The organism is Micromonospora sp. CPCC 205546 (assembly GCF_036902715.1).
Lineage (GTDB): Bacteria > Actinomycetota > Actinomycetes > Mycobacteriales > Micromonosporaceae > Micromonospora.
The window spans coordinates 1-17,883 of record NZ_JBAKHL010000098.1; the positions used below are offsets into that span (position 1 = coordinate 1).

20 protein-coding genes are annotated in these 17,883 nt (G+C 75.2%); 10 read left to right on the forward strand and 10 right to left on the reverse strand.

Annotation, left to right across the window (positions count from 1 at the left end):
• Nucleotides 1-1,052, forward strand: a 1,052-nt coding sequence (locus V6U77_RS27650) for an endonuclease/exonuclease/phosphatase family protein (RefSeq protein ID WP_334609677.1), incomplete at its 5' end; no start/stop codon positions are given.
• 89 nt (nt 1,053-1,141) lie between these two features.
• Here V6U77_RS27650 and V6U77_RS27655 read toward each other — a convergent pair.
• Genes V6U77_RS27655 through cofC form a run of 4 tightly spaced genes read right to left on the reverse strand, consistent with a single transcriptional unit; the run spans nt 1,142 to nt 5,384 of the window.
• Nucleotides 1,142-2,119: an NUDIX hydrolase gene (locus V6U77_RS27655; protein ID WP_334609678.1), complete on the reverse strand. Its 978-nt coding sequence runs from the start codon at nt 2,117-2,119 to the stop codon at nt 1,142-1,144.
• A 24-nt stretch (nt 2,120-2,143) separates the two neighbouring features.
• A complete protein-coding gene (locus V6U77_RS27660; RefSeq protein WP_334609679.1) occupies nt 2,144-4,483 on the reverse strand; it encodes an RNA degradosome polyphosphate kinase in 2,340 nt (779 codons plus the stop codon).
• A 52-nt stretch (nt 4,484-4,535) separates the two neighbouring features.
• Nucleotides 4,536-4,733, reverse strand: coding sequence for a cold-shock protein (locus V6U77_RS27665; RefSeq protein WP_334609680.1), 198 nt, complete (start codon nt 4,731-4,733; stop codon nt 4,536-4,538).
• A gap of 21 nt (nt 4,734-4,754) precedes the next feature.
• Nucleotides 4,755-5,384 (reverse strand): 2-phospho-L-lactate guanylyltransferase, encoded by a 630-nt coding sequence (gene cofC / locus V6U77_RS27670; RefSeq protein ID WP_334609681.1) that lies wholly within the window; start codon nt 5,382-5,384, stop codon nt 4,755-4,757.
• A gap of 126 nt (nt 5,385-5,510) precedes the next feature.
• Between cofC and V6U77_RS27675 the strand changes: the two genes are divergently transcribed.
• The 5 genes from V6U77_RS27675 to V6U77_RS27695 all read left to right on the forward strand — a co-directional run bounded on the left by V6U77_RS27675 (nt 5,511) and on the right by V6U77_RS27695 (nt 10,400).
• Nucleotides 5,511-6,248: a lysophospholipid acyltransferase family protein gene (locus V6U77_RS27675; RefSeq protein WP_334609682.1), complete on the forward strand. Its 738-nt coding sequence runs from the start codon at nt 5,511-5,513 to the stop codon at nt 6,246-6,248.
• Entirely contained in the window at nt 6,245-7,243 is a 999-nt protein-coding gene (locus V6U77_RS27680) for an NAD(P)H-dependent glycerol-3-phosphate dehydrogenase (protein WP_334609683.1), read from the forward strand. The genes V6U77_RS27675 and V6U77_RS27680 overlap by 4 nt, the downstream gene beginning before the upstream one ends.
• A gap of 5 nt (nt 7,244-7,248) precedes the next feature.
• The gene (locus V6U77_RS27685) at nt 7,249-8,361 is read left to right on the forward strand and encodes a cystathionine gamma-lyase (protein WP_334609684.1); all 1,113 of its coding nucleotides are present in this window, start codon (nt 7,249-7,251) and stop codon (nt 8,359-8,361) included.
• 7 nt (nt 8,362-8,368) lie between these two features.
• Entirely contained in the window at nt 8,369-9,160 is a 792-nt protein-coding gene (locus V6U77_RS27690; RefSeq protein WP_334609686.1) for a putative protein N(5)-glutamine methyltransferase, read from the forward strand.
• A 187-nt stretch (nt 9,161-9,347) separates the two neighbouring features.
• Nucleotides 9,348-10,400: an ROK family protein gene (locus tag V6U77_RS27695; protein WP_334609687.1), complete on the forward strand. Its 1,053-nt coding sequence runs from the start codon at nt 9,348-9,350 to the stop codon at nt 10,398-10,400.
• A 185-nt stretch (nt 10,401-10,585) separates the two neighbouring features.
• On the opposite strand, the gene V6U77_RS27700 is transcribed toward V6U77_RS27695, so the two are convergent.
• Nucleotides 10,586-10,786, reverse strand: a complete 201-nt coding sequence (locus V6U77_RS27700; RefSeq protein ID WP_334609688.1) for a DUF397 domain-containing protein — start codon at nt 10,784-10,786, stop codon at nt 10,586-10,588.
• Nucleotides 10,787-10,790: 4 nt separating this feature from the next.
• Nucleotides 10,791-11,636 (reverse strand): helix-turn-helix domain-containing protein, encoded by an 846-nt coding sequence (locus V6U77_RS27705; RefSeq protein ID WP_334609689.1) that lies wholly within the window; start codon nt 11,634-11,636, stop codon nt 10,791-10,793.
• 280 nt (nt 11,637-11,916) lie between these two features.
• Here V6U77_RS27705 and V6U77_RS27710 point away from each other — a divergent pair, with 280 nt between their 5' ends.
• Entirely contained in the window at nt 11,917-12,135 is a 219-nt protein-coding gene (locus V6U77_RS27710; protein ID WP_334609690.1) for a hypothetical protein, read from the forward strand.
• Nucleotides 12,136-12,252: 117 nt separating this feature from the next.
• Here V6U77_RS27710 and V6U77_RS27715 read toward each other — a convergent pair whose 3' ends face one another.
• Nucleotides 12,253-13,533 (reverse strand): ATP-binding protein, encoded by a 1,281-nt coding sequence (locus V6U77_RS27715; RefSeq protein ID WP_334609691.1) that lies wholly within the window; start codon nt 13,531-13,533, stop codon nt 12,253-12,255.
• 194 nt (nt 13,534-13,727) lie between these two features.
• Here V6U77_RS27715 and V6U77_RS27720 point away from each other — a divergent pair, with 194 nt between their 5' ends.
• The gene (locus V6U77_RS27720) at nt 13,728-14,834 is read left to right on the forward strand and encodes a D-alanine--D-alanine ligase family protein (RefSeq protein WP_334609692.1); all 1,107 of its coding nucleotides are present in this window, start codon (nt 13,728-13,730) and stop codon (nt 14,832-14,834) included.
• An 11-nt stretch (nt 14,835-14,845) separates the two neighbouring features.
• On the opposite strand, the gene V6U77_RS27725 is transcribed toward V6U77_RS27720, so the two are convergent.
• A complete protein-coding gene (locus V6U77_RS27725; RefSeq protein WP_334609693.1) occupies nt 14,846-15,475 on the reverse strand; it encodes a DUF3515 family protein in 630 nt (209 codons plus the stop codon).
• Nucleotides 15,476-15,709, reverse strand: a complete 234-nt coding sequence (locus V6U77_RS27730) for an Lrp/AsnC ligand binding domain-containing protein (protein ID WP_089001579.1) — start codon at nt 15,707-15,709, stop codon at nt 15,476-15,478.
• 123 nt (nt 15,710-15,832) lie between these two features.
• Here V6U77_RS27730 and V6U77_RS27735 point away from each other — a divergent pair, with 123 nt between their 5' ends.
• Both V6U77_RS27735 and V6U77_RS27740 read left to right on the forward strand, forming a co-directional pair.
• The gene (locus V6U77_RS27735; RefSeq protein WP_334609695.1) at nt 15,833-16,771 is read left to right on the forward strand and encodes a thiamine-phosphate kinase; all 939 of its coding nucleotides are present in this window, start codon (nt 15,833-15,835) and stop codon (nt 16,769-16,771) included.
• A gap of 29 nt (nt 16,772-16,800) precedes the next feature.
• Nucleotides 16,801-17,268: a GNAT family N-acetyltransferase gene (locus tag V6U77_RS27740; protein ID WP_334609697.1), complete on the forward strand. Its 468-nt coding sequence runs from the start codon at nt 16,801-16,803 to the stop codon at nt 17,266-17,268.
• A gap of 183 nt (nt 17,269-17,451) precedes the next feature.
• Here V6U77_RS27740 and rpmB read toward each other — a convergent pair whose 3' ends face one another.
• Nucleotides 17,452-17,643 (reverse strand): 50S ribosomal protein L28, encoded by a 192-nt coding sequence (gene rpmB / locus V6U77_RS27745; protein WP_011905179.1) that lies wholly within the window; start codon nt 17,641-17,643, stop codon nt 17,452-17,454.
• Nucleotides 17,644-17,883: the final 240 nt, after the last annotated feature.

The window sequence follows — 17,883 nt, forward strand, 5'->3', positions numbered from 1 at the left end:
CGGGGGACCGCGCCGAGGACGGGGCGGCGCCGGCCGCGGACGGCGCGGGGCGGGGCGCGGCGCGGGCGGCGGGGCGACGCGGGTACGCCGCCGTCGTCGGGATGCTCGTCTTCGCCGTCGCGGCGGTGGCGTACTACGCCGCCTACGACCTCGGCCACCCCAACGCCGGGGTGCCGGTGGCGGTGGCCCTGCTCGTCGCCGCCGTGGCGCTGGCCACCCGGCCCGCCCCCGGACCGGCCCGGCCGCCGCTGCCGCCGGTGCGGACGGCCGCCACGGCCGCCGTGCTGACGCTGCTGGCCGCGGTCGCGAGCGACGAGTTGCTCTCCGCCAGCAACCGGGACGGGCCGCCGCGGACGGTACGGGTGGCGGCGTACAACGTCCGGATGGGATTCGGGATGGACGGCCGCTTCGACCCGGACGCGCTGGCGCGGGCCGTCGCCGGGGCCGACATCGTGGCGCTCAGCGAGGTGGACCGGGGCTGGCTGCTCAACGGCGGCCACGACACGCTCGACCTGCTGGCGGAGCGGCTGGACATGCCGTACGTCTTCGCGCCGGCCGCCGATCCGCTCTGGGGCGACGCGGTGCTGAGCCGCTGGCCCCTGGACGCGGCACGGACCCGGCCGCTGCCGGCCGTCGGCGCGCCCACCGGGGCGCAGGCCCTGGGGATCACGGTCGACTTCAGCGAGGGCGTCCGCCTCGCGGTGGTCGCCACCCACCTGCAGCCGCCGCCCGGCGAGGACCCGGTGGTCCAGGCCCGCGCGGTCGCCGACTTCGCCCTCCGGTACGCCGCCGGTCGGCCCCTGGTGGTCGCCGGCGACCTGAACACCGAGCCGGGCGATCCGGCGTTCGTCGAGTTCACCCGGGCCGGCCTGGTCGACGCGCTGGCCGCCGCCCGTCCGCTGCCGACGAGCCCGGCGGACGCCCCGCGCCAGCAGATCGACCACATCTTCGTCACGTCCGACGTGGCGGCCGGCGACGCGGCGGCCCCGCCCGGGACGGCCAGCGACCACCTGCCGGTCGCGGTGACCCTGACCCTGCCCCCGCCGGCCTGACCCGCCGCCGGGCCCGCCGCTCCCGGACGATCGCCCTGTGCGCGCACGGCACGGCCCGCACCGGACGGCCCGCCCCGGGCTGCGCACCGTCAGAGGCGGTCGCCAGCGAGCAGGCGGTCGCCGGCGAAGGCGAGCAGCCAGCCGCCGCCCTTCGGGGTGGTGAAGTCGTCCGGCCGCCCGCTGAGCCGGGCCAGGGCGCCCGGGATCACCTTGCCCTGGCTGCACACCCCCACCGACTCCCCGGTGGCGGCCAGCGCGGCCAGGCGGGCGGCGGCGGCCAGCGCGCACTCGTCGGGCTGCTGGCCGGGCCGCGGCTCGTCCAGGTCGCCGTCGACCTCGATCGGCAGGTCGAGCAGCGCCGCCGCCGGGTCGAGGGTCTGCACGCAGCGGCGGGCCGAGGCCGACAGCAGGCGTACGGGGCGGACCGCCGCCACCAGCGGGGCGAGCGCGTGGGCCTGGGCCCAGCCCCGGGCGTCGAGCGGCCGGCCGGTGTCCGGGCCGGACCAGGTGGCCCGCTTGCCGGCGTGGGCGTGCCGGACCAGCGCCACCGTCCCGGTGACCGGCGGCAGGGCCGCGAACGCGGCCAGCACCTCGGCGTCGTGCGGGTAGCTGACCAGCCGGATCGCCTCGTCGACGCCGAGCCAGCGCACGTCGTCGACCTCGGTGGCCGGTTGGAAGCCGCCGGCGGCCACCGCCCGCATCGACCAGTAGTCGACCACCTTCGGCCGTCCCTCGCTGCGGTAGCGCACGGTGGTCAGCCGCACCTGCGGCACCGCCCGGACGTCGCTCTCCTCGGCGACCTCCCGGACGGCGGCGACCAGCGGATGCTCGCCCGGCTCCAGCTTGCCCTTCGGCAGCGACCAGTCGCCGTAGCGGGGCCGGTGCACCAGGCAGACCAGCGGCCCGCCACACGACGCGCGGGCGGCGTCCGGGCCCTCGGCGGCCACCCCGGGATCGTCGGCGGGGCGCCACACGACCCCGCCCGCCGCCCGGATCGGGGGCGTCGCGTCGGGGACCCCGGTCGGCCACTCCCGGCCGGGGCCGGCCGCGTCCCGCTCATCCAGCATCAGGTCAGCCTATGCGGCCACCGGTCAGCCCGCCGTGCCACCGACACGACGCAGCAGCGACTCCTGGAGGTGGACCGGCCGCTCCTCGCCCGTGCCGGCACGCCGGCTCCAGGTGCCGTCCGGCGCCAACTCGAACGCGTCCACGTCCGGGCTCATCGCGGCGGTCATCACGTGGTCCAGTTCGGCCCGGGCGACCGGGTCGCTCACCCGTACCAACGCCTCGACCCGACGGTCCAGGTTGCGGTGCATCAGGTCGGCCGAGCCCATCCAGAACTCGGCGTCGCCGTCGTTGCCGAACCGGAAGATCCGCGAGTGCTCCAGGAACCGGCCCAGGATCGAGCGGACCCGGATGTTCTCCGACAGGCCGGGCACCCCCGGCCGCAGCGTGCACATGCCCCGGATCACCAGGTCCACGTGCACGCCGGCGCGCGACGCCCGGTAGAGGGCGTCGGTGATCTCCTCGTCGACCAGCGAGTTCACCTTGATCTGCACGAGCCCGGCCAGGCCCAGCCGCACGTGCGCGATCTCCCGCTCGACGCGTTCGATCAGGCCACGGCGGATGCCCTGCGGCGCCACCAGCAGCCGGCGGTACGCGGTCTGCCGGCTGTAGCCGGTGAGCACGTTGAACAGGTCGGTCAGGTCCGCCCCGATCTCCGGGTCGGCGGTGAGCATGCCGAAGTCCTCGTAGAGCCGGGCGGTCTTCGGGTGGTAGTTGCCGGTGCCGATGTGGCAGTAGCGGCGGATCTGGTTGCCCTCCTGGCGTACCACCAGGGCGGTCTTGCAGTGCGTCTTGAGCCCGACCAGGCCGTAGACGACGTGGCAGCCGGCGCGCTCCAGCGTGCGCGCCCAGCCGATGTTGGCCACCTCGTCGAAGCGCGCCTTCAACTCGACCAGCACCACCACCTGCTTGCCGGCGGCCGCCGCGTCGACCAGCGCGTCCACGATCGGGGAGTCGCCGCTGGTGCGGTAGAGGGTCTGCTTGATCGCCAGCACGTCCGGGTCGGCGGCGGCCTGCTCGATGAAGCGCTGCACGCTGGTGGCGAACGAGTGGTACGGATGGTGGACCAGGACGTCCCCGTCGCGCAGGGTCGCGAAGACGCTGCGCGGCACCTCGCCCTCGGTGAGCCGCGGATGGGTGGCCGGCACGAAGGGGGGATCCTTCAGGTCCGGCCGGTCGGCCTCGTTGTAGAGCTGCCAGAGCGCCGAGAGGTCGAGCAGGCCGGGCACCCGCAGCACCTCCTGGTCGTGCATGTCCAGCTCGCGGACGAGCAGTTCCAGCACCCGCTCGGAGGTCGAGGCCGCCACCTCCAGCCGGACGGGCGGGCCGAACCGGCGCCGGGCCAGCTCCCGTTCCAGGGCCTGGAGCAGGTCCTCGTCGCGGTCTTCGTCGACCTCCACCTCGGCGTTGCGGGTCACCCGGAACAGGTGGCACTCGACCACCTGCATCCCGGAGAAGAGCTGCCCCAGGTGCACCGAGATCAGGTCCTCCACCGGCAGCATCCGCAGGCCCGGCAGGTCGCGGTGCACCCGCACGAAGCGGGGCACGTTGTTCGGCACCTTCACCCGGGCGAAGAACTCCGAGCCGCCGTCGGGGTCGCGGACCGCCACCGCGAGGTTGAGCGACCGGCCGGAGATGTACGGGAAGGGATGCGCCGGGTCCACCGCCAGCGGGGTCAGCACCGGGAAGATCTGCTCCCGGAAGTACGCGCGCAGCCGCTCCCGCTCGGGGTCGTCCAGCTCGCTCCAGCGCAGGATCCGGATGTCCTCGGCGGCCAGCTTCGGCAGGACCTCGTCGGTCAGGCAGGCGGAGTGCCGGGCCACCAGCGTCGCGGCCTTCGCGGCGACCAGTTCCAGCTGGGTGCGAAGCGGCATCCGGTCCCCGCCGCGTACCGGCAGGCCGGCCTGCAACCGGCGCTTCAGCCCGGCGACCCGCACCATGTAGAACTCGTCGAGGTTGCTGGCGAAGATGGCCAGGAACTTGGCCCGTTCCAGCAGCGGGGTGCCCGGGTCCTCGGCGAGCGCCAGCACCCGGGCGTTGAAGTCGAGCCAGGAGAGCTCCCGGTTGAGGAAGCGGTCCTCCGGCAGCGGCTCCGGCGCGGGCGGCTCGTCGCCGCCCCCGGGCGCGGGTGCCTCGGCGGGCGGGCGGGCCGCCGGATCCAGCACCTCCTCCAGCCCGCTGGAGGCGGCTGCCGCGTCGGTGCCGGCGACATCCGCGCCGGGAGTCCCGCCGGGTGCGTCCCCCGGCGTCCCGCCGGATGCCGCCGTGTGGAAGCGGCCGTCGGCGCCCCGGGACCGGGCGCCGTTGCGGGATGGGGCCGGGTCGGTGTGCGGACGGTTGGCGGGCTGCTTGCGAGGGGTGCTCACCCGCCCATAATCACCCGCACACGGTTAACGCAAAACGAACTTCGGGTAGCCGCTAGGCCATCGTCGGCAATGTCACCCGGACCACGTCGCCGGTGGCGTCGGTCTCGACGCGTAGCCGCTGCCCGAGACGGAGCAGCCGCAGGCCGGAGGCGTCGAACGCCCGGGCCGGGAACGCCAGCTCGGTGCCGTCGTCGAGGAGCAGCGTCCCGCTGCGCGTCGCCGCGTCGTAGGTGGCCACCGTGCCCTGCATGCCCCGCACGCTACACGCCCCTCAGGCCGGGCAGCCGGCGGCGGCCAGCGCGGCCGTGCGGGGCCCCAGCCCGAGCCGCGCCGCGGCGGCCAGGTCGTCGGCCGTGTCCACGTCCCGGCGCAGGCTCGGCCAGTCGCCGCTCAGGGCGAGCGCCCCGCTCGCGGCGTGCGCGGCGGCCGAGCCGATCCCGAAACGGGGATCCAGGGGCACACCCGGGGGCGCGGTCAACAGCACGGTGCCCTGACCGGGGGCGTCGGGCACGTACCGGCGTACGCCCTCGGCCCGCGCCGCCCGCAGCGCGGCCGCCAGTTCGGCCGGGCGCAACGCGGGCAGGTCGGCGGTGAGCCCGGCCACCCAGCCGCCGCCGACGGCCGACGCACCGTGCCGGAAGGCGGCGTTCAGGCCGGCGCCGGGTGTGTCGGGCAGTGCCCGGGCGCCCGCCCGGCGGGCGGCCTCGGCCACGCGGGCGTCGTCGGTGACGACGAGGACCCCGGCGACCGCCGGGCAGGCCCGCACCGCGGCGACCGTGTCGGCGGCCAGGGCCAGCGCCAGCTCCTCGTGCGGTACGGCCGGCAGCGCCCCCCGTAGCCGGCTCTTCGCGGCGGCGAGGCGCTTCACCGGCACCACCACGGTCCACCTCGGCTGACTCACACCGCCATCCTGCCAGCCACGCGGCGGTACCCTCTCTGGCCGGACCCGGGTCGAGCAGGCATGATTTCCGCTGCGGGCGTCACCGGGTGCGGACCGGGGCGGGGCGGGGCGGGCGAGGAGGCGCGGGTGACACGGCCGAGGCTGGGGTTCTGGCAACGGTTCGCCGTGGTGCTGGTCAAGCCGGTGATGACCGTCTGGACCCGGCGCACCTGGCGAGGCATGGAGCACCTGCGCGGCGACGGCGGCGTGATCATCGTGCCGAACCACATCTCGCACGCCGACCCGCTCGTCGCGGCCCACTTCGTCTACGACTCCGGCCGCTGGCCGCAGTTCCTCGGCAAGGCGAGCGTGTTCCGGGTCCCGGTGATCGGCTGGATCCTGCACCGGTGCCGGCAGATCCCGGTCGAGCGCAACACCGTGGACGCGGTGCGGTCGCTGGACCAGCTCGTCGCCGCGCTCGACCGGGGCGGCGCGGTGGTGATATATCCGGAGGGCACGATCACCCGCGAGCCGGACCTGTGGCCGATGAAGGGCAAGACCGGCGCCGCCCGGCTCGCGCTCGCCACCGGGGCGCCGGTGGTCCCGGTCGCCATGTGGGGCCCGGAACGGATCTTCGACCCGCGCCGCTCCCGACTGAACCCGCGCCCCCGGATCCCGGTGACCGTGGTCGCCGGGCCCCCCGTCGACCTGGACCGCTGGTCCGGGGCGACCCCGACGAAGGCCGTCCTCGAGGAGATGACCGACACCATCATGCTGCGTCTTCGTGACATGCTCACCGAGATCCGGGGCGGTACCCCGCCACCGCTGTGGGAACGGACGGCCCGCCCCGTCGGCGAGCGGCGGCGGCCGGAGGCGGCGGCGTGAGCGGCCACGTCGCGGTGCTGGGCTCCGGCTCGTGGGGCACCGCGTTCGCCAAGATCCTGGCCGACGCCGGTCGGGACGTCACCGTCTGGGCCCGCCGGCAGGCGGTCGCCGACACCATCCGCGTCGAGCGGCGCAACCCGGAGTACCTGCCCGACGTGCTCCTGCCGTCGCGGGTCACGGCGACGGGGGACGCCGCCGAGGCGATCACCGGGGCGGAACTGGTGGTGCTGGCCGTGCCGTCGCAGACGCTGCGCGGCAACCTGGCCGAATGGACCGCGCACCTGCATCCGGACGCCACCCTGGTGTCGCTGATGAAGGGCATCGAGCTCGGCACCACCCGGCGGATGAGCGAGGTGATCGTGGAGACGGCGGGGGTTGCCGCGGACCGGGTGGTGGTGGTCTCCGGCCCCAACCTGGCCCCGGAGATCGCCGCCGAGCAGCCCGCCGCCACCGTGGTCGCCTGCGCCGACGTCGACCGGGCCACGCTGGTGCAGCGCTCCATCACCACGCCCTACTTCCGCCCGTACACCAACGACGACGTGATCGGCTGCGAGCTGGGCGGCGCGGTGAAGAACGTGATCGCCCTGGCGTACGGCATCGCCGTGGCGATGGGCTTCGGCGACAACACCCGGGCCATGCTCGTCACCCGGGGACTGGCCGAGACGGCCCGACTCGGGGTGGCCCTGGGCGCCGACCCGCTCACCTTCGCCGGCCTGGCCGGGATGGGTGACCTCGTCGCCTCCTGCTCGTCGCCGCTGGCCCGCAACCGCACCTTCGGCGAGCACCTGGGCCGGGGCGCGACCCTGGAGGAGGCGCGTGTCGCCACCCGGCAGACCGCCGAGGGCGTCAAGAGCGCGCTGGCCCTGCGGGACCTGGCCCGGGCGCACGGGGTGGAGATGCCGATCACCGAGCAGGTCGAGCTGGTCTGCCACGAGGGCATGGACCCGCGGCTCGCCGTCGAGGCGCTGATGAGTCGCACCACCAAGCCGGAGTGAGGGACATGACCGCAGACCAGGACGGCACCCGCTGCGTCCGCGCCGGCCTGCCCGAGCCGGCTCCCGGCCAGCCGTTCCTGCCCGGGCCGGTGTTCGCCGCGCCGTACCACCTGGACCCGTGGGCTGGGCCCTCGGCGGCGCCCGACGGCTACGGCCGGCCGGACAACCCCACCCGGCGGCTGCTGGAGGCGGCGATCGGGGAGCTGGAGGGCGGCGAGTGCCGGGTCTTCGCCAGCGGGCAGGCCGCGATCACCGGGCTGCTGCTGTCGGTGCTCAGGCCGGGCGACACCGTGGTGCTCCCGTCGGACGGTTACTTCGCCGTCCGGGCCTTCGCCGCCGACACGCTGGAGGGCATCGGCGTACGGGTGGTCCTCGCCCCGACCGCCGGCGGGCACCCGGGCTTCGACGGCGTACGCCTGGTGCTGCTGGAGACCCCGGCCAATCCCGGCCTGGACGTGGCCGACGTGGCGGCGCTGGCCGCCCGGGCGCACGCCGCCGGCGCCCTGGTCGCGGTCGACAACACCACGGCGACGCCGCTCGGGCAGCGACCGCTCGACCTGGGCGCCGACGTCGTGGTGGCCTCCGGGACGAAGGCCCTGACCGGGCATTCCGACCTGCTGCTCGGCTACGTCGCGACCCGCTCGGCCGAGCTGCGGGACGCGGTCACCGGCTGGCGCAACGCCACCGGGGCGGTCCCCGGCGCGTTCGACGCCTGGCTCGCGCACCGGTCGCTGGCCACCCTGGACCTGCGTCTGGCCCGGCAGACCGCGAACGCGCGGGCCCTGGCCGAGCTGCTCGCGGGGCGCGACGACGTGACCGGGCTGCGCTGGCCGGGGCTGCCCGGGGATCCGGCCCACGCGGTCGCCTCGGCCCAGATGCGACGGATTCCCGGGGTGCTCTGCTTCGACCTCGGCGACGCCGGCCGGGTGGGGCGGTTCCTCGACGCGGCCCGGTTGGTGGCCGCGGCCACCTCCTTCGGTGGCCTGCACACCACCGCCGACCGGCGGGCACAGTGGGGCGACGACACCCCGCCCGGCTTCGTCCGGCTCTCCTGCGGCGTCGAGGACTCCGTCGACCTGGTCGCCGACGTCACCGCCGCGCTGAACGCCAGCCGCTGAGCACCCCATGACCGTCTTTCCCCTCGACGCCGACGGGCCCGCCCTCGTGCGGCGGCTGCGCGCCGCCGGCTGCGTCTACGCCGAGGACGAGGCCGAGCTGCTGATCGCCGCCGCCGACTCGGCCGAGGCGCTGGCCCGCCTGGTCGAGCGCCGCGTCGCCGGGTCGCCACTGGAGTACGTGCTCGGCTGGGCCGAGTTCTGCGGCGAACGGATCGCCGTCGACCCCGGGGTGTTCGTGCCGCGGGCGCGTACCGCCCTGCTGGTCGACGCCGCCGTCGCGGTGACCGGGCCGGCGCCGGCCGTGGTGGACCTGTGCTGCGGTTCCGGCGCCACCACGGTGGCGCTGGCCCGCCGGCTCGCGCCGCGCTGGCTGGCCGCCGCCGACGTGGACGCCGCCGCCGTGGCCTGCGCCCGGCGCAACCTGGCCCCGCTGGGTGTCCCGGTCTTCGAGGGCGACCTGTACGACCCGCTGCCGGTCCGCTGGCGGGGTCGGCTGGACCTGGTGCTGGCCAACGCGCCCTACGTGCCGACGGCGGCGGTGGCGCTGATGCCGCCGGAGGCCCGGCTGCACGAGGCGCCGGTGGCCCTCGACGGCGGGCCGGACGGGCTGGCGGTGCTGCGCCGCGTCGCCGAGGGCGCGGCGCGCTGGCTGGCCCCGGGCGGGCACCTGGTGGTGGAGGCGGGCGAGACGCAGGTGGACGCCCTGCTGGCGGTGCTGACCGCCGTGGGCCTGCGTCCGCGGGTGACCCGGGACGACGATCGGGACGCCACCGCCGTCACCGCCCGACGCCCGGACTGACCCGCGGCCTTCGACGACGGGAGGCCGCCGCGCCCCAGGCCGTCCTCCTCCGGGTGCCGGCCGGCAGCGCGCGGTCGGGCCCGTCGGGTCGCCGGCCCCGGCGCCTCCCGTCACCCGGCGTCACCTGGCGGGGGCGGGGGAGGGGAACTAGCCTCAGCTCCAGGCGTGGCGGCGGGAGGCGGTTGTCGTGGACGGTGCGGACGTGCCGGTGGTCGTCGGGCTGGACAACGGAGGCACCAGCAACAACGCCACCGTGCTCACCGTGGACGGCCGGTTCCTGGTGGACGGCCTGGTGGAGAACCCGAGCGAGGTACGCGCCGGGCCGGCGGCGGCGATCGAGGCGCTGGCCCGCGCGTTCGACGGGGTGCTGGCGCTGACCGGGGTGCCCCGCGCGTCGGTGCGCGCCGTCGGGCTGGACACGCCGGGGCCGGCGAGCGCCACCGGGGTGATCTCCTCCCGCGGGTCGACGAACTTCTCCGAGCCCGCCTGGCGGGGCTACGACGTGCGTAGCGCCCTGGAGCGGCGGCTCGGGCTGCCGGTGGTCTACCACAACGACGGGAACGCGGCCGCGCTCTACGCCCACCACGCGTACTTCGGCGCCGAGGCGATGCGCCGCTCGTCGGTGTCGGCCATCGTGGGTACGGGGCTGGGTGGCGGCGTGGTCGAGGCGGGCCGGGTGGTCGCCGGGGCGGCGGGGATGGCCGGCGAACTGGGTCACGTGCACATCCCGCTGACCGGGCTGCTCGCGCCGGACCAGCCGGTGCCGACCTGCGCGTGCGGCTTCGCCGGGGACGCGGAGAGCGTCGCCTCGCTGACCGCCATCCGGCGGAACCTGCTGCCGTACTGGCTGGGACGGTTTCCCGACCATCCGCTGGCCGTCGAGCCGCCGGAGCGGGCGGCCAAGCTGGTCCGGGGCTACGGGGAGCGCGGCGACACGCTGGCCCGGGAGGTGTTCACCCAGCAGGCGGTGGCGCTGGGTCGACTCTTCACCGTCGCGGCCAACTTCACCGATCCGCACGCGTACTTCGTGGGGGGCGGGGTGGTGGAGGCGGCGCCGGAGTTCCGGGACTGGTTCCTGGCGACCGTACGCGAGCACACCGCGCTGCGGGAGGAGCAGGCCGCCTCGGCGACCTTCGCGCTGGTGCCCGAGCGGGACATGGCCGGTGCCCGGGGGGTGGCGATCGCGGCGCTGGAGGCGCTGCGCGCCGGCCCCGCGCCTCGGCCGGTGGTCGCGGGCTGATCCGCCGTTCCCCGCCGGGCAGGCCTTCCACCGCCTCCGCCCGGGCAGCCGGAGGGCCGGTCCGGGGTGGGTGGCACCGACCCCCGTCGGGCGGCGGCCCCACCGGCTCCCGACGGTGGGACCGCCGCCGGCGAAGCGCCGGCGCGACGTGTCAGCGGGCGCGCCGGCGCCTCCGCAGGGGGAGGTCAGTGTCCGGGCGGTGCCCCGACGAAGGCGGCCCAGGCGGCCGGCGGGAAGAGCAGCGCGGGGCCGGACGGGTCCTTGGAGTCGCGCACGGCGACCGTCTCCGGGAGCACCGCCATCTCCACGCACGCCCCCTCGTCGCCGCTGCGGCTGCTCTTGCGCCACCGGGCCACGGCCAGCGCCGCGCTGCTCGTCGGTGTCATGGTCCTACCGTCCCTTCAGGATTTGGAGGAGCTGGTCGCGGCTGTCCGTCGGGCTGAGCGCGACGGTCCGCAGGTGCTCCATGATCTTGGTGCAGGTACGCAGGTCGCTCGGCCGGTCGAGGACCATCTGCCCGGCCACCGTCTCCACCGAGGCGATGATCGGGTCCTCCGGGTCGGGGAACTCCAGGATGTGCAGCGAACCGCGGGTGCCCCGGTGGTAGCCGGCGGCGAGCGGGATCACCTGGACCGTGATGTTGGGCAGCTCGCCCATCTTGACCAGGTGGTGCAGCTGCGCCTCCATGACCGACCGGTCGCCGACGGGCCGCAGCAGCGCGCCCTCGTCGATGATGGCGTCCAGGATCGGCGGCTGGTCGGTGACGAGCCGCTGCTGGCGGTCCAGCCGGAACTGGACCCGCTGCTCCACCTCGTCGTCGCGCAGGGTGTGCGGGCCGCCGCGCATCACGCCCCGGATGTAGTCGGCGGTCTGCAGCAGCCCCGGCACCACCGAGGGCTCGAAGTTGGCGATGCCGGTGGCCTCGGCCTCCAGCGCGATGAAGTCGATGGTCCGCCGGTCGAGCAGGTGCGAGTACGACACCCACCAGCCCGGCTTGCGGGCATCCTTGGCCAGCTGCACGGCGGCGGCGACCTCGTCGGCGCCCACGCCGTAGAGGGTGAGCAGGGCGCGCACGGTGGCGGGGTTGACCAGCGTCTGCGCGTTCTCGTAGCGGGACAGTGTGCTGCGGGTGCTGCTGATCTCGTCCGCCGCCGCCTCCAGGGTGAGGCCGGCGGCTTCCCGGTGGGTGCGCAGCGCGATGCCCAGCCGACGGGCCCGGGCGGTCTTGGGAGCCATGCATCGATCGTCGCACATCTTCTTGGGAAGGTGTAGATGAGAGAACGTCGATGAGAGTTGCATTCATTGCTGTAAACATGTCAATCTGTCATCGCGTCCTCACCGCCAGTTGTCGTGGCGACGGTGGTGGTGAGCGACCGGAGGGGATGGGGCGCGCGGTGATCGGGTTTCTCCCCCGTACCCGATCGCCGCGTGCCACTCCCCGTGTGCCCGCCAGCCGGAAGGGACTCGACGTGCGTACTGCCCGACAGGCCCGCGGCGACCGCGCCGGCGGGCACCGATGACGCGGTTTCTGGTGGTGCTCACCGACGTACGCCCGACGGAGGGCGCCGGCCGCGACGAACGCAACTGTCCCGAGCGGCGCCGTCAGGTGGTCGGGGCGAGCAGCCGGGAGGCGGCGGACCGGATCGCCGGCGCGTTCATGGCGCTGGGCATGGTGCGGGCCGGCCGGCAGCGGGTCAAGGTGATCGCCATCGGCCGCCGGCACACGCACGGTTGACGCCGGCGGGTGCGGTGCGCTCGCCGCAGGCGGCCCCGCCGGGTGGGAGGGCCCGCCCGGCAGGTGGCCCGGCCCGGTGGGAGGCGCGGCCCGGCGCCTCCCACCGGGCGTCCGGCGTCACAGCATCCGGCGCCGCTTCAGGTACGCCACCAGGTCGTCGTAGACGCCCCCCTCGTTGGCGAACATCGCCACGTTGCGGGCGGTGGCCATCCACGGCTTCGTCGACGGCCGGACCTCCTTGACCGCCCGCTCCAGGTCCCGCTGCTCGATCATGCGTACCTCGCCGGTGCGTACGGAGTCGGCCATCGCGTACTCGGCGGCGGTCTCGCAGAGGTGGGCCAGGTCGGCGCCGGAGTAGTCCTCGGTGGCGGCCACGACCTTCCGCAGGTCGATCCCCGCGATCGGGCGTTCCCGGAGGTGGTACTCCAGGATGGACCGGCGCGCCTCCGCGTCCGGGGGCAGCACCAGCACCACCCGGTCGAGCCGGCCGGGGCGGCGCAGCGCGGGGTCGACGTCCCAGGGGGTGTTGGTGGCGGCCAGCACGAAGACGCCCTCGTTGCTGCCCTCCATCCCGTCCAGCTCGGCCAGCAGTTGGTTGCCCAGCGTCCGCATCGAGCTGGAGCCGACCTGCGAGCGCTTGTGCCCGAGCGCGTCGACCTCGTCGAGGAAGAGCACGCAGGGCGCGTTGCGGCGGGCCGCCTGGAACAGCTCGTGCAGGTTGCGCTCCGAGTTGCCCATCCACATGTCCAGCACGTCCACGATGGACAGCGAGATGAACTTCGCGCCCATCTCGCCGGCGACCGCGCGGGCCAGGAACGTCTTGCCGCAGCCGGGCGGGCCGTAGAGCATCAGGCCGCCGCGCAGGCTCTTGCCGTACATCCTGCGGAGCTGGGGGTTGCGCAGCGGGCCGAGGAAGGCCAGCTCCAGCCGCTCCTTGACCGCCGTCATGCCGCCCACGTCGGCCAGCCGGACACCGGAGGCCTCCACGTCGTACACCCGGTCGGAGTCGCCGGCCACCGGCTCCGGCTCGTCGCCGGCGCGGGCGAAGCGCGGCGGCACCACGTCCGCCAGTTCCTGCTCGTAGGCCGCGAGCGGGTCCTGGCCGGCGGTGGCGGCGGGACCGCCGGGCCCCGCCGGGGTCGGGCGTCGCGCCGGCGGCTGCGGGTCCGCGGGGGGCGGCGTCGGCGGCGGTACGGGGCCGGCCAGCGCCCGCTGCATCAGCGCCTGCGCCTGGGCGTTGCCCGGATCCCGGGCGAGCGCCTGCCCGACCTGCGCGATCGCCTCCCCGGCCCGGCCGGCGTCCAGCAGCAGCCCGGCGAGGTGCAGCCGCAGCGGCAGGTCGTCGGGGCGGGCGTCCAGGGCCGCCGACAGGGACTCGATGAGGGGATCAGCGCTCATAGGACGTGCAGCGTAGTGGGCGTCCGGTGCCGTCACCGCCCCGTACGGCCTGGTTACGCAGCGTATATCCTTGTTGACCGGTTGCGGTGGCGCTCGGCTGTCGCCGGGTATCGGCATCCGGTACCCGCCACGCACAGTAAGGTCAACCGGGTGAGCGCCACGACCGGAGCAGTCGCGTACGAAGAGGTGACGCAGTGACCACCCCAGGCAGGACCCGCGTGGCGATCGTGTTCGGCGGCCGCAGCCCGGAGCACGGCATCTCCTGCGTCAGCGCCGGCAGTGTCCTCGGCGCCCTCGACCCGGACGAGTTCGAGGTGGTGCCGGTGGGCATCACCCGGGCCGGCCGGTGGGTGCTGACCAGCGGCGACGCCGGCCAGCTGGCGATCACCGCGCGCCGGCTGCCCGAGATCACCGCCGAGTCCGGCACCGACGTCGTGCTGCGCGCCGACCCGACCGGCAACGGGCTCATGGTGCTCGACCCCACCGACGGTCCCCGGGCCCTCGCCGACGTCGACGTGGTCTTCCCGGTGCTGCACGGCGCCTACGGCGAGGACGGCACCATCCAGGGCATGCTGGAGATGGCCGGCATCCCGTACGTCGGGGCGAAGGTCTTCGCCTCCGCAGCCGCCATGGACAAGGAGTTCACCAAGAAGCTCTGCGCCGCCGAGGGCATCCCGGTGGGTCCGTACGCGGTGCTGCGCAACGGGATGACGCTGAGCGAGGCGGAGAAGGAGCGGCTCGGGCTGCCGGTCTTCGTCAAGCCGTCGCGGGCCGGCTCGTCGTTCGGCATCACCAAGGTCACCGACTGGGCGGACCTGGACGCCGCCGTCGCCACGGCCCGCCGGATCGACCCGAAGGTGCTCGTCGAGGCGGCCGTCGTCGGCCGCGAGATCGAGTGCGGCGTGCTGGAGGGCGAGGCCGGTGGCGCGCCCGAGGCGTCGGTGCTCGCCGAGGTCCGGGTCGTCGGCGACTACGACTTCTACGACTTCGAGGCGAAGTACATCGACGCCGAGTCCGCCTGCGAGTACGACATCCCCGCCGGCCTGCCGGAGCGGGTGACCCGGCAGGTCCAGGAGTACGCCGTCCGTGCCTTCACCGCGCTCGACTGCGCCGGCCTGGCCCGGGTCGACTTCTTCGTCACCGCGCAGTGGGACGTCTACCTCAACGAGATCAACACCATGCCGGGCTTCACCCCGACGTCGATGTTCCCGCGGATGTGGGCGGCGGCCGGGCTGGAGTACCCGAAGCTGGTCAACCGCCTCATCCGCACCGCCCTGCACCGCGGCGCCGGCCTGCACTGAGCCCGACCTCGTCAGCCCCGGCAGCCGCTGGGGGCGTCGCCGCCGGAGGGCACCGAGGCCACGATGGTGTCCGAGACGGGAGCGACCCACTGCAACGCCTGACCGTAGGAGCGCGGCACGCGGACCGTGACGGCGGTCTCCCGGTCCAGCGTGGTGAGCACCGTGGCGTCGGCCTGCTCGGTGGCGTACCAGCAGACCCGGTTGACCGTCCAGACGTCCTCCGTCTCGCCGACGGTCGGCTCCGCGCCGCCGCAGGCGACGGTGAGCGCCGGGTCGCCGTATGCGGCGTTCTGCTCCGGGCCGGCGGTGACGGGGCGCTGCGGGAGGTCGTTGACCGTGGCTGGCAACTGGGAGAGCAGGGCCCGGCAGACCGTGGCGGGCCGCTCGGCCAGCGCGGGGGCGGCCATCTCGACCGGGGCGCTGGAGCGGGGCCCGGGGACGGTGGCGCTCGGCGTGGCGGCCGGCTCGGCCCGCTCGTCCGGCGAGAGCTGGGTGAACGCCAGCCCGCCCACCAGCAGGGTGATCGGCAGCGCGACGAGCGTCGCGATCAGCGCGGCGCCGCGGGTCGTCCGGTCGCGGGCCGGCTGCTCGGCGCCGGGCTGGGCGGAATCGGTCACGGGAGAGTCAGTGATCTTGTCCACTTACAGGCGCACCACCGAACACGTGAGGGTGCGGGTGATGCCGGGCACCATCTGCACCTTGCTGACAATGAGCTTGCCGAGTTCGTCGACGGTGTTCGCCTCGGTGAGCACGACCACGTCGTACGGCCCGGTGACGGCGTCGACGCGGACGACGCCGGCAAGATCCGAGATGAGACCGGCCACGTCACGCGCCCGACCGACCTCGGTCTGGATGAGGATGTACGCCTGAACCACGACTCGACCTCCGTCCGTCGCCGCCTGCGGAGCGGCTCGAAGGGAGAAAGTACCTTACGGACCAGGACTGATCCCTATCGGTGGTCGAGGAGAAGCGGTGAGCGAGCGCGGCGGAGGAGCGGCATGAGTGTCGCGGGGGTCGGCGAGTTCGGCCTGATCGACCGGGTGACCGCCCGGTTGTCGTACGGATCGACCGTGCTGCTCGGTCCCGGGGACGACGCGGCGGTGGTGGCCGCCCCGGACGCCCGGGTGGTGGCATCGACCGACGTGCTGGTGGAGGGGCGGCACTTCCGGCGGGACTGGTCCGGCGCGCGTGACGTCGGCCACCGGGCGGCGGCGGCCAACCTGGCGGACATCGCCGCGATGGGGGCGCAGCCGACCGCCCTGCTGGTCGCGCTCTGCATGCCGCCGGAGCTGGACCCCGGATGGGCCGAGGAGCTCGCCGACGGGCTGGCCGCCGAGGCGGCGAAGGTCGGCGCGAGCGTCGTGGGCGGGGACATGTCGGCCAGTCCGACCCTGACCATCGCCGTGACCGCCCTCGGCGACCTCGGCGGCCGGCCGCCGGTGACGCGCTCCGGCGCGCGGCCGGGGGACGTGCTGGCCCTGGCCGGCCGCACCGGGTACGCGGCGGCCGGGCTGACCGTGCTCTCCCGGGGCTTCCGCACGCCCCGGCTGCTGGTGGAGGCGTACCGGCGGCCCGAGGTGCCCTATCCGGCGGGGCCGCACGCCGCCCGGCTCGGCGCCACCGCCATGATCGACGTGTCGGACGGGCTGCTCGCCGACCTCGGGCACGTGGCGAAGGCCAGCGGGGTCGCCGTGGACGTGCGCCGGGACGCCTTCGAGGTGCCCCGGCAGATGCGCGACGCCGCCCAGGCGCTCGGCGTCGACCCGTACTCCTGGCTGCTCGCCGGGGGCGACGACCACGCGCTGGCCGCGACCTTCCCGTCGGCGGTGGCGTTGCCGCCCGACTGGCGGCCCATCGGCGCGGTCACGGAGGGCTCGGGTGTCACCGTCGACGGACAGCCGTACGACGGACCCGCTGGCTGGGACCACTTCCGGTAAGGGCCGATCGCCGTCGTACCCTTTACTCCGTGAGTGAGATCGAGATTCGCGTCGAGCGCTTCGACTCGGCGGTGGCGCAGCGGCTGATCCGTGCCGCACTGGCCGACCTCGGCGCCCGTTACGGCGGCAGCGGCGACGAGACCCCCGTCGACCCGGGCGAGTTCGAGCCACCCGCCGGAGCCTTCCTCGTCGCCCACCTCGGCGGCGAGCCGGTCGGCTGCGGCGGCTGGCGCAGCCACGGTGACGAGGGCGAGACCGCCGAGCTGAAGCGGATGTACACCGCGCCGGCGGCCCGGGGGCGGGGCGTGGCCCGGGCGGTGCTGGCGGCGGTGGAGCGCTCCGCGCGGGAGCACGGGCGCAAGCGGATCGTCCTGGAGTGCGGCGACAAGCAGCCGGAGGCCATCGCCATGTACACGGCGGCCGGCTACGAGCGGATCCCTAACTTCGGCTACTACCGGGACGCCCCGGGCTGCATCTCCTTCGCCCGCACGCTCTGACCCGTCCGGCGCACGCGCTGACCGGTGCGTGGGCCCTGACGTCCCGTGGGCTCGACCCGTCCGGTGTGCCCGTGGGCCCCGTGGGTGGACGGGACACGACACAGCGGTCGACGGACACGACAGAGCCGGCGGGCCGTCACGGCCCGCCGGCAATGGCGAGTGCGAAGGGTGGGGCCTACCGCGTCAGGCGCGGGTGACCTTGCCAGCCTTGATGCAGGAGGTGCAGACCTTCAACTTCTTGGTGTTGCCGCCACCGGCCGGGGTACGCACCGACTGGATGTTCGGGTTCCAGCGGCGGTTGGTCCGCCGGTGCGAGTGGGACACGTTGTGGCCGAAGCCCGGTCCCTTGCCACAGACGTCGCACACGCTAGCCACGGGATACTCCTGGGATTGAAACGTTCATGAGGTCGCCGCCAGGCGCAGCCCGGGCAACCTGGCCAGGTTACCCGATGGACCGGGACCCGACCAACCGGCCCCGGCCGCCGGCCAGGGCGGGCCCCGCCGCGCGACGCGATCCGACCGTACCGCCCCTCCCGCCGCCGGCCGCCGTCCCTCCCGCCGGCGGCCTCCGCGCCGCCGCCGACCTCCGCGCCGTCGCCGCCGGCCCGCGCGGAA